7 protein-coding genes are annotated in these 9,949 nt (G+C 63.3%); 5 read left to right on the forward strand and 2 right to left on the reverse strand.

All coding sequences use genetic code 11. The features are described 5' to 3' along the window. Window positions 1-1,662 precede the first annotated feature (1,662 nt). The 4 genes from FS320_RS31590 to FS320_RS31605 all read left to right on the forward strand — a co-directional run bounded on the left by FS320_RS31590 (window position 1,663) and on the right by FS320_RS31605 (window position 5,704). The gene (locus FS320_RS31590) at window positions 1,663-4,179 is read left to right on the forward strand and encodes a calcium-binding protein (protein ID WP_152716408.1); all 2,517 of its coding nucleotides are present in this window, start codon (window positions 1,663-1,665) and stop codon (window positions 4,177-4,179) included. A gap of 18 nt (window positions 4,180-4,197) precedes the next feature. Beyond that, window positions 4,198-4,380 carry a hypothetical protein gene (locus FS320_RS31595; RefSeq protein ID WP_152716409.1) on the forward strand — a complete coding sequence of 61 codons (183 nt, stop codon included), beginning with the start codon at window positions 4,198-4,200 and terminating at the stop codon, window positions 4,378-4,380. Between the two features lie 191 nt (window positions 4,381-4,571). Continuing rightward, window positions 4,572-5,282: a glutathione S-transferase gene (locus FS320_RS31600; protein ID WP_152716410.1), complete on the forward strand. Its 711-nt coding sequence runs from the start codon at window positions 4,572-4,574 to the stop codon at window positions 5,280-5,282. Window positions 5,283-5,419: 137 nt separating this feature from the next. After that, on the forward strand, window positions 5,420-5,704 hold the full coding sequence (locus FS320_RS31605; protein WP_152716411.1) for a hypothetical protein: 285 nt from the start codon (window positions 5,420-5,422) through the stop codon (window positions 5,702-5,704). 18 nt (window positions 5,705-5,722) lie between these two features. Here the strand turns inward: FS320_RS31605 and FS320_RS31610 are convergent, their stop codons facing one another. Beyond that, window positions 5,723-6,511, reverse strand: coding sequence for a class II glutamine amidotransferase (locus FS320_RS31610; RefSeq protein ID WP_152716412.1), 789 nt, complete (start codon window positions 6,509-6,511; stop codon window positions 5,723-5,725). A gap of 273 nt (window positions 6,512-6,784) precedes the next feature. Between FS320_RS31610 and FS320_RS31615 the strand changes: the two genes are divergently transcribed. Beyond that, on the forward strand, window positions 6,785-8,191 hold the full coding sequence (locus FS320_RS31615) for a sodium:proton antiporter (protein WP_152716413.1): 1,407 nt from the start codon (window positions 6,785-6,787) through the stop codon (window positions 8,189-8,191). Window positions 8,192-8,358: 167 nt separating this feature from the next. Here FS320_RS31615 and FS320_RS31620 read toward each other — a convergent pair whose 3' ends face one another. Next, window positions 8,359-9,453: an FAD-dependent oxidoreductase gene (locus FS320_RS31620; RefSeq protein WP_162003371.1), complete on the reverse strand. Its 1,095-nt coding sequence runs from the start codon at window positions 9,451-9,453 to the stop codon at window positions 8,359-8,361. Window positions 9,454-9,949 lie beyond the last annotated feature (496 nt).

The raw sequence follows: 9,949 nt of genomic DNA on the forward strand, positions 1-9,949 counted from the left end.
TCCTGATCGAGCCGGCTCATGCGCTCCTCCGTGTCGTCCCGTGACACGGTAGGTCGACTTCAACCGGAGGCGACATCTCGTAAATCTGGCCGTCGCCTTACTCACACATTCGCGCGTCGCGCTACAGGCCTCACGGCCCGCGAAGCGAAGGTCGGCGCATTCCGTTCTGCAGCCTGAGAAGGTGACGCGGCTCGGAAACGGGACGCCTATGAAAGCAGCCTTTCGGGTCGGGCCCAGCGATGCGCGGAACATCCGCCGCTTCTGCGGAAGGGAGTCGAGACCGCTCCCGCGAGAAGGCCGTCTGCCGGGATGAGAGCCGTGTGTCGGCCGGGAGAATGGGCGAATTCAAGTTTAGGCCTGACACTCTGCTCGTCCTCCTGCGCACGTCCGGGAAGGTCATGATTCTTGCCTCGTCATCGCCGACCTGGACGCGACCCACACCTCGTCATTCCCGGCCTCATGCCGGGATCCCCGCCCCTCGCTCCGACCTCATTGGGCGGAGCGAGAGGCCGTGTACCGAAGGAGGTTCCGGTGCTCTCTGGATACTCCTTCGTCCATCGAGACGGCGGCTGTGCGACTTCACAAAATAAGGGTTGTGGATCTTGGAAAGTGTTGAGAGTCGGTGATCTCGATGGATGGCCGGCGCCTGGTTCCGCTTGCGATTTCATTGGGCCCTCGCGCTCCCCAACGTCATCACCGGGCTTGTCCCGGTGATCTCGATCCCTGAAGCACTGCGCCTCACCGCATCGGGATGGCCGGGACAAGCCCGGCCATGACGGCAGAGGGTGTCACGGGCCGTGATCCCGATCGTCTCGCTCACCCTCATCCTGAGGAGCCGCGGCAAGCGGCGTCTCGAAGGAGGAGTTCAGTGGTCTCTGGACACTCCTTCGAGACGCAGCCTCATGGCTACTCCTCAGGATGAGGGCCATGGGTCTGGAAGCGGGATGGCCGGCACAAGGCCGGCCTGACGGGAGAGGGTGTCATTCCCGCCAGACGCGCAGCGGAGGGGACAGGGATCCCTAGGCCCAGCGCGGCTGCTGGTGGATCCCCTCCCGGGCCTGCGGACCATGGGGAATGACAGCGGGGCGCCGCCTCGACCCGGAGCGATGAACCAGGTTCCCGGGATGCGGTCGTGCTCGTGAAATGCCTCTCGCTCCCTTCCGCTCCGCCGCGGCCGAATCATGCCTGCCATGCGCGCTTGCCTCCGCCGGATCGCCCTTGCGGATCGGAAAAGCGCCCATTCCGCTCCATCCTGTGTTCCCGCACACAGCCCAGCTTCGATCTCCTCTGTATTGCAACATTGTCGCAGCAGCAGGACTTTCGTATGTCATGGCAAAGACTTATCCGAAATCGGGCTCTCCACCATGCCGCAAGGATAGCTTCCCTTAGGGCCATACCTCTCTGAACGGAGAGTTGTGAGCCCCGGCGCTCGCCCATATAGCCTTGAAACCAAGTTGCATCGATGTTGTCGCGGCCTCGAATGCTTCGGGCGCCGCACTCATGACGGCAACAGCCGGCGCAATACAAAGTGAAGCTTTCACCGCCCAAGCCAATACCGGCGACCACGGCCGCCGAACCTTTTTCCGCGCCTGAATTCCAGAGCATCGCTCGACGGCTCGGCCGCGCCCGACAGACTCATTTCCGCTTCCAGGAGAGAATAAGATGCCACTTGATAATCTTGCTAATCCCGTGATCTGGAAAATCCAAAGCGACGTCAGCACTGCCAGTGGCGGCGTCGATCTGGACGCCATCACCATGCTCCCGAACGGTGGGTATATCGTCACGTGGCGCGATAGCGCGCGGATCGCTTTCCAGCTTTATGATGGGAAGGGCGACAAAGTCGGCGTCAACCAATTCGTCCCGTCGATCGGTAAGGGTCAACAATTCGCGGATGTGCAGCCCATCGGCCTTGACGGGGAGTTTGCCATCACCTGGACCGAGAACGCCGGAACCAATGATTCCGGTCGCGAGGTGAAAAGCCAGAAATATGCCTTCAATGGAGCTACCATCGGCTCGGTGGTCACGCTCAGCACGGCGACCGGCAGCACGTCGACAGGGTTCACCGACGGGGCGCAGATGAGCGCCAACGATCAGGGCTGGATGACCACCTATGTCGAGAAGATCGGCACCGAGAATCACTTGAGGGTAGTCCAGTATGACGGGAACAGTGCTGTTATAAGCTCTCCTCTCACCGTCTCTATTCCCTCTGGTCAAACTGCTGAAACCCCAGCCCTTCCCGATATCGCTTGGATCGGCGGCGCAAACCACATCGTCAGTTACATCAACCAGGGATCGGTCAAACTCAGAGTCGCCACCAGCACAACTGCCTCGAGCGCTTTTACTCTTGTAGGAACGGCAATCGAAGCGGACGTCATTTCCCTGAAGGCACCCAACGGCGCGCCCACAGGCGAGTTCGTCGTTGTCACAAACACCGGCAATGGCCCGACCGGTCAGATTACAGTACAGAAATTCCACCTCTCACCGACTACAGGAGCCGTCCTCGCCGATTGGAATGCGGTCACGATTTCAACCGGGCAAAAGCCGAGCACGGGCGACAGCAAGGCGAGCGTCACCGCACTCCGGGATGGCGGGGTCGCGGTCGCTTACCTTCAATTGACGCCTAACGTCGACACTGCGGATGTCTGGGTTAGGGTTGTCGACAAGGACGGGACTCCGGGCACAGCCATCAAGGTGCACACCAATGGCGGCGAGCAGCGGACACCCTCGATCTCCGAGATGGCCGATGGCCGCTTGGCGGTGTCGTTCCACAATCCGTCCCTGACCGACGGGCGCAGCAGCGTCATCACGACCGCGATCGTCGATGCGCGCGCGAACGCTGTGACCCTGACCGGGACCTCGCACAACGATATCTACGCACCGTCGGTTCACGAGCTCGACGACTTCGATGGTGGCATCGGCACCGACACCCTGACTTTCCAGGGCGCCAGGAGCAGCGGCGTCGCAGTCAATCTTGCCGCTGAGAGAGGGACGTTGGGCGATGCAAACAAGGACACTTACAAGAACTTCGAGAACATCATCGGCTCGCGCTTCAACGACACCCTGACCGGAAGTGCCGTGGCCAACAGGCTCGAAGGCGGTGCGGGCGACGATACCCTCACCGACGTCGCGGGAACCGGGACGGACACCCTGATCGGCGGCGCCGGCAACGACACCTATTCCGTGTCCGCCACCAGCACCGTGATCGACGAGTCCGGCGGCGGATACGACCAGGTCTATTCCACCGTCACCTATACCCTCTCGCCCGGAATCGAGAACCTGTTCGCGTCCGGCGAGAACCCGATCGACCTGACCGGTAATGAAAGCAACAACATCATCGTCGGCAACGGGGCCGGGAACCGGCTGACCGGCAATGGCGGTCACGACACCCTGAACGGCGCCGGCGGAGGAGATGTCCTGATTGGCGGTGCCGGCAACGACGCTCTCAACGGCGGCGACGGTGACGACATCCTGGATGGCGGCACCGACAACGATGTCCTTGACGGCGGCGTCGGCAACGACAACCTGGCCGGCGGCAGCGGACTCGACAACCTGCAGGGCGGCGACGGCAACGACACTCTCGACGGCGGCGCGGACAACGACGTCCTCGATGGAGGGGCCGGAGCCGATTTGATCTCCGGCGCGGACGGCAACGATGTCCTACGCGGCGGCGACGGCAACGATGCTCTTGACGGCGGCGCGGGCGACGATGTGATCAACGGCGGCACGGGTGCCGACGTCATGAACGGCGGCGCGGGTAACGACGTCTATTACATCGACAATCTCGGCGACCAGGTGATCGACGGCGGGGGCGTCGACACCGTGTATCTTGCCGTCAGCTACGATCTCTCAAAGCTCGGTACGATCGAGAACTTCACCGGCATCGGCGCAGCCGCGATCTCGCTCACCGGCAATGCGTTCAGCAACACGCTGATCGGCTACGATGGCGCCAACATCCTCTACGGCGGCGCCGGCAACGATATCCTGAGCGGTGGCGCGGGCAGCGACAAGATCTACGGCCAGGAGGGCAACGACGTGCTCTCCGGCGGTCTCGGCCATGACATCTTCGTGTTCGATAAGCGCCCGAACAAGCGCACGAACGTCGACAAGATCACCGACTACAGCGTCAGCGACGACTCGATCTATCTCGAGAACAAGTACTTTAAGGTCGGCACAGGCTAGATCAACAAGCCGAAGCAGATGGCGAGCAAGTACTTCTACAAGGGTACCAAGGCGCACGACGGGGACGACCACATCATCTACGACCAGAGGAAGGGCGTGCTCTACTACGATGCGGACGGCACCGGCTCCTCGGCGCAGGTCAAGATCGCCACATTCGATAAGAAGCCTCATCTCATTATCAAGGACTTCTTCGTGATCTGACCCTGGCCTGGCCTACCCCGTAGGCCTAACCCAACCTGCAAGGGCGCCCTGTTTCGCAGGGCGCCCTTTCCTTTTACGGGACGAGGCAGCACCCCCGAGCGGCCGATCCTGTCGATGCCCGACGTGATCCATTGAGCGGAACCCTTCCGGCTCTATGATCCTTTGCGTCAGACCATCGCGGGACGATCAGCATGCCGTATGAACTCTACTACTGGCCGACCATCCAGGGGCGCGGCGAATTCGTGCGCCTGGCGCTCGAGGAAGCCGGAGCCGATTATATCGACGTGGCGCGGGAATCGGAGGGGCTCGCCGTGATGATGCGGATGATGGACCACGTGGAGCATCCGCCCTTCGCACCACCGTTTCTCAAGGACGGCGAGACGATCATCGGTCAGAGTGCGGCGATCCTGCTCTATCTCGGCGCCCGGCACGGCCTTGCGCCCAAGGATCCGGCGGGCGGATTGTGGACGCACCAGATCCAGCTCACCATCGCGGATTTCGTCACTGAAGCTCACGACACGCACCACCCGGTGGGGGTCGGCCTCTATTACGAGGACCAGAAGGCGGAGGCGCTCCGGCGGGCGGAGGAGTTTCGCGACAGCCGGATCCCGAAGTTCCTGAACTGGTTCGAGACGATCCTCGCCCGCAATCCCGCCGGCGATGCGCATCTCGTCGGCCGCACGCTCACCTATGTTGATCTCTCCCTGTTCCAGATCGTCGAGGGACTGGCCTATGCCTTTCCCAAGGCCACGAAGCGCGCCTTGACGGACGCTCCGCGCGTCGCCTCCCTGCACGCCGCCGTCGCGAGACGACCGCGCATCGAGGCCTATTGCGACAGCCCCCGGCGCATCCCTTTCAACGAGGAGGGTATTTTCCGCCGCTACCCCGAGTTGGATGCTTAAGGGCTTTTTAAGGATCGGCGGGACTGGATGGCGTCATGACCTGAGACAGGCGGCGCTCATTCGATGCGCTCGAATGGCACCATGCCTCAATTCTTCCACGCTGCCCCTCAATCTTAAGGGACAATCAGGAGCAGAGCATGAATGAGGACACCGAGGGCGTTGCGATCCGTCTCTGGCGCGACCGGGCGCAACTGCGCGAGCAGGAGCGGAACGAAGCCCAGGCCCGCCTTCGGATCGCCGAAGAGAAGATCGCGATCCTCATGGCCGAGAACGACCGGCTCGTCACCGAGAATGCCCGGTTGAGAGCCCTTGGCAGCCCGGATGCCGGATCTGCCCGGACCGAGACCGACCTTCAGATGGAAGCGCTCAAAGGCGCCTTGATGTCCCTGATCTCAAGACCGGCCGACAGCCTGAATTCGTAAAAGGAGCCGGCGCGGCTTTCACGCGGCCAGGCGTCCCATGGCTTCGTTCAGGCATTCGACCGTGACGCTGCCGGCTTTGGCCACGAGGCTGCAGCCCTTCGGCACTTCGCGCCAGCCCCTGGTCTTGTCGTCGATGGGCTCGGAGACCACGAGCAGGTTGCCGCCATCCTTACGGAAATAGAGGGTCGGCGGCTTGGCATCGCAGGCCCAGCGATAGGCCCACAGGTTCTCGCCGTCGGTGAAGGCGGCGGTGAAGCGCAGGGCTTCCTCGATGCCGGCCTGGTCCATGAGGCCGCGCACCTGCTTGAGGGTCCTGGCCATGGCGGTGACGGGCTCGTCGGCCAATCCGTTGGCCAAGGCGAGGAGGAAGATCGCCTCCGAATCCGTGGTGCCGAGGCGGCGGTCGTAGAGATCGTCCGGGATCAGGGCCTCCAGCCGGCGCTTGATGCGCCCGTAGCCGCCGATTTGGCCGTTATGCATGAAGAGATGACGGCCATGGGCGAACGGGTGGCAATTGGCCCGCGTGGTCGAGGTTCCGGTGGAGGCACGCACATGGGCGAAGAAGAGTCGGGAGCGCACCTGCTCGCACAGGTTCCTCAGATTCTCGTCGGACCAGGCCGGGCGCACCTCCCGGTAGATTCCCGGCTCGCTGCGCTCCCCGTACCAGCCGATGCCGAAGCCGTCCCCGTTCGTCTCGGTCTTGGCCTCGACCGCGTGCAGCGATTGGTGGACCAGCGAATGGGCCGGGGCGCAGACGAGTTCGCCGAGGAAGATCGGCTCCCCCTTGTAGGCGAGAAAGCGGCACATCGGTTTACGGCAACCCCTTAGCCCTCGAACTCTGCAACCATGTTGTAGTATCTTTGCCTTATGGTGAATAGCCGGTTAACGGCCAAGCATCGGACCCAAAAGTGGACTTGCACTTTTGGGTCCGATGCTCCGCTTCTTTGATGAGCGCATCGTTCCGGGCGGCCTCGTAGGGCCGCACGACGCACGGGCCGTTGCGACCCCACGCCTGTTCCCATAAAAGCGTCCGAACCATCCAAGAACGAGCCGGCCGGACCGGCATGGGGACCAGACAACATGCATCGTCTCTCGTGCCTGGCGCTGGCTGCCGCGCTGACCCTCCTGCCGCAGGCGGCCTTCGCGGCGGAGTTCGATGGGGCGGGCCTCGGCTTCGCCTGGGCCCTGCCTTTCGCGGGCATTCTCCTGTCCATCGCCCTGTTCCCTCTGCTGGCACCTCACGTCTGGGAGCATCACCAGGGCAAGATCGCGGCAGCATGGGGCCTCTTGGTGCTGATCCCGATGGCGCTTGCCTTCGGTCCGACGACGGCGATCCACGCCCTCGCCCACACGGCGCTGCTCGAATACATCCCGTTCATCCTGCTGCTGCTTGCGCTGTTCACGGTGGCGGGCGGCATTCTCGTGCGCGGCAACATCCATGGCGCGCCGGGCACGAACACGATGCTGCTCGGCCTCGGCACGGTGCTCGCGAGCTTCATCGGCACGACGGGCGCCTCCATGGTGATGATCCGGCCGATCATGCGCGCCAATGACGACCGGCGGCATAACGTCCATGTGATCGTGTTCTTCATCTTCCTGGTGTCGAATATCGGCGGCTCGCTCACGCCGCTCGGCGATCCGCCGCTCTTCCTCGGCTTCCTGCGCGGCGTCGAGTTCTTCTGGACCACCACGCACCTGCTGCCGGCCACCCTCTTCGCCAGCGGGCTCCTGCTCGCCCTGTTCTTCGTGATCGATCTCGTCGTCTACAAGAAGGAAGGCCGCGCCCGCCCCGATCCGACGCCGGACAATCCGGTCCGCGTCACGGGCGGCATCAATTTCCTTCTGATCTTCATCATCATCTCGGCCATCCTTATGAGCGCCACCACCGATCTCGGTCGCGTAACCGTGCTCGGCGCGGAGATCGAGCTCGCCAATGCCCTGCGCGATCTCATCATGATCGTGGTCACCATCATTTCCCTGAAGACGACTCCGAAGGCCAACCGCATCGAGAACGGCTTTTCCTGGGGGCCGATCAAGGAAGTGGCAATGCTCTTCGCCGGAATCTTCATCGCGATCATTCCGGTCCTGGCCATTCTGAAGGCCGGCGCGAACGGGGCCTTCGCGCCTCTCGTGGCGCTCGTGACCAACCCGGACGGCAGCGCCAACAATGCCGCCTATTTCTGGCTCTCGGGCGGCCTCTCCTCGTTCCTCGACAATGCGCCCACCTATCTCGTGTTCTTCGAGCTCGCCGGGGGCGATCCGCAGCAGCTCATGACGACCGGGGCAATGACACTCACCGCGGTCTCGGCCGGGGCCGTGTTCATGGGGGCGAACTCCTACATCGGCAACGCGCCCAACTTCATGGTCTATGCGATTGCGCGCGAAGGCGGCGTGAAGATGCCGAGCTTCTTTGGCTATCTGCTTTGGTCGGGTGCGATCCTGATCCCGACCTTCCTGCTGCTGACGCTGCTGTTCTTCAGGAGTTGACACGCAGAACTGTCATTCCGGGGCGGCTCGCCAGAGCGGAGCCCGGAATCCATAGCCGCAGACATTGCACGCAAAGGCGCAGCAGCAATCGCTGTGCCGTTTCCCTTCCGGTCGTGTTTATGGATTCTGGGCTCCGCTGCGCGGCCCCGGAATGACAGTGGGAGATCTTAGGCGTTCAGCCTCTCGGCCACATCCTCGGCGATCGAGAGGCACGAGGTCAGGCCCGGGCTCTCGATGCCGAAGAGATGCACGAGCCCCGGCAATCCATGCTCCACCGGGCCGTCGATCATGAAGTCGGCGGCCTTTTCGCCGGCGCCCGTGAGCTTGGGGCGAATGCCGGAATAATCGGGGACGAGCGCTCCATCGGGGAGACCGGGCCAGTAGCGGCGGATGGAGGCATAAAAGCTCTCGGCCCGGAGCGGATCGACCTCATATTCCTCACGCTCGATCCATTCCACATCGGGCCCGAAGCGCATGCGGCCGGAGAGATCCAGCGTCACGTGGGTGCCCAAACCGCCGTCGACGGGCGCCGGATAAATCAGGCGCGAGAAGGCGGGCTTGCCGAGACAGCCGAAGTAATTGCCCTTGGCGAGCACCAGGGGCGGTACGCGACCAGCCGGATAGCCTTCCGTCGCGCGGGCGAGTGCCTGGGCCCCGAGCCCTGCCGCGTTGACCACGGCATCGACGGTGAGGTCTGCCGGCTCCGATCCGCCGACATGCACGTCCCATCCGGCTTCATTCTGGGCAATCCGCTCCACCGGCGCATGAAAGGCGATGACGCCGCCTGCATTTTCCAGATCGCCCTGGAGCGCCAGCATGAGGGCATGACTGTCGACGATTCCCGTTTCCTGCGAGAGCACGGCGCCGGTGCAGGCAAGGTTCGGTTCGAGCCGCCGCGCCTCTTCGCCCGCCAGGAAGGAGAGACCCTCGACACCGTTCGCGAGCCCCTGTTCGTAAATGCCCTCGATCTTGGCCTGCTCGAGATCATTGGTGGCGACGATGAGCTTGCCGCATCTGGCATGAGGCACACCGTGGCTCTCGCAAAACGCGTAGAGCATCCGCCGCCCATCGACGCAGTGGCGCGCCCGCAAGGAGCCGGAGGGATAATACATGCCGGCATGGATGACTTCGCTGTTGCGCGAGGAGACCCCGTTGCCGATGCCGCCCGTGGCCTCGGCCACGATCACGCTATGCCCGCGAAGGCCGAGCGCACGCGCGATGGCGAGCCCGACGACCCCTGCCCCGATGACCAAGACGTCTATGATTGCCTCCCATTCTCACAGGATCTGCGGTCTATGGGCATAAAGCGGATATTTCTCACCAGCCAGAGCCGATCTTTCACTCCAGGGATAACCTCTTTGTCGGTCGGAATGTCGGACATGTCGGTGTCTGGATGACCCGTGGTACTGCAAGCCGCACAATGGCCGCGCGGCGGCGGCCTGAAAGCCCGGCTTCTCAAGGACTGACACCCTTCCCCCGTCATCACCGGCCTTGTGCCGGTGATCCCGATTGTGTGAGGCGCAGCGCTTTTTTCCGGATTGGGATGGCCGGCACAAGACCGGCCATGACGGCGAGGGAACGAGAAAGGCGGCCTCGCACATGCGGGCCGCCCTTCTCGTGCGATGGATCAGAGGCGCTTGCCGGACTGCTCGTCGAACAGATGCACCAGCTTCGGATCGGGCGTGACGCGGATCTGCTGGCCCGGCTGCGCATTGACGCGCTCGCGGAACACGCCGACCACATCGGTGCCGCCGAACT

The sequence above is a fragment of the Microvirga tunisiensis genome (genome assembly GCF_009296175.1).
GTDB classification, from domain to species: Bacteria; Pseudomonadota; Alphaproteobacteria; order Rhizobiales; family Beijerinckiaceae; genus Microvirga; species Microvirga tunisiensis.